Annotated in this window: 1 protein-coding gene and 1 pseudogene; one reads left to right on the forward strand and one right to left on the reverse strand. The window is 51.8% G+C overall.

All coding sequences use genetic code 11. From position 1 onward, the window contains the following. Positions 1–81: 81 nt before the first annotated feature. Positions 82–585 (reverse strand): GNAT family N-acetyltransferase, encoded by a 504-nt coding sequence (locus Q4551_RS16125; RefSeq protein WP_303434949.1) that lies wholly within the window; start codon positions 583–585, stop codon positions 82–84. A gap of 132 nt (positions 586–717) precedes the next feature. Between Q4551_RS16125 and Q4551_RS16130 the strand changes: the two are divergent. Next, positions 718–1,022 (forward strand): annotated as a pseudogene (locus tag Q4551_RS16130) (integrase core domain-containing protein); the annotation flags it as partial. Positions 1,023–1,146: the final 124 nt, after the last annotated feature.

Consider the following 1,146-nt stretch of genomic DNA (forward strand, 5'->3'; position numbering starts at 1 on the left):
AGGCCTGCAAGTCGGCTTCGTGATTCGAAACCATCCGGTAGCCCAGAGTGAGCACCGGATTAAATAGATGCCCCCTACAGATCAGTGATCCAGCATTTTCTGCCAGAACAAGGCATGGCCAGCTTGCGGGTCGAGTTCGTAACCGGCAAAGCCGTATTTCAGGTAGGCGTTTTGCGCTATCTGGTTATTGGATAATACTTCCAGCGTCACTTTACAGCAGCCCAGTGCGCGGGCTGTTTGCTCAGCTGCGGCCAGCAGTTTCTGGCTTAATCCCAGACCGCGGAAATCTGCATTTACCGCCAGATCGTGTACGTTCAGTAAGGGTTGTGCCTTGAAGGTCGAGAAACCCTCAAAAGCGTTCAGCAGCCCAGCTGGCTGGTCATCGACATAGGCTATCCAGCTGTGTGCGTGAGGTAACTCGGCCAACCGTGCCACCAATGTTTGTCGACAGGTATCACTCAGAGGCTCAGCGCCGCCCATGGGATCGGTTGCGTAGGCGTTTAACAGCTCAACCAGGTCAGTTGCATGACGAGGGTTTGAATAATCAACTGCGGTGATTGCAATTACGGCGTGCGCTTGGGTCATTGTCTTACTCCTTTTTACAAGCCGTGCAGATTATCACATTGGTTATTCTCCTATTATTCTGGCACTGGAAAATCACTTTACCTGCTCTCATACCTCACCGGTTCCGCAGCCTCCCTCCTCTCCACACAAGCCCATAGCGATAAAAAACATAAAAATGCCAGTCGTAAGTTCCGTCAGAGGCTATGGCGTTATCGAATGACCCAAAGCATGAGCCGTCGTGGCAACTGCTGGGATAACGCACCGATGGAAAGACTGTTTCGAAGTCTGAAGTCTGAGGGATACCGGCCCTAGGCTATCGCAACCTAGCCGAGGCCAAGAAGGATGTTGGTGGTTATCTGATGGACGACTACAACCGGCAGCGACCTCATACATTCAACGACGGCATTTCGCCCGTTGCAGCTGAGGAAAACTTTAAAATACTCTCCGGGATTAGTTGACCACTACACAATGAAAACGCGTTGCTCAAGCTGCTGTATGCAGGTACGTTGAAGGCATCCGAAAAGTGGACGCATCCGGTGCAAAACTGGAACCTGACGCTGTCGCAGCTGAGCATCCACTTCG

This window comes from Oceanobacter sp. 5_MG-2023 (genome assembly GCF_030548165.1).
In the GTDB taxonomy this organism is placed as follows: Bacteria; Pseudomonadota; Gammaproteobacteria; order Pseudomonadales; family Oceanobacteraceae; genus Oceanobacter.

What these genes read in the sequence shown, in the direction of transcription:
- Q4551_RS16125 (WP_303434949.1), bottom strand. Translation starts at nt 585, where the DNA reads ATGACCCAAGCGCACGCCGTAATTGCAATCACCGCAGTTGATTATTCA.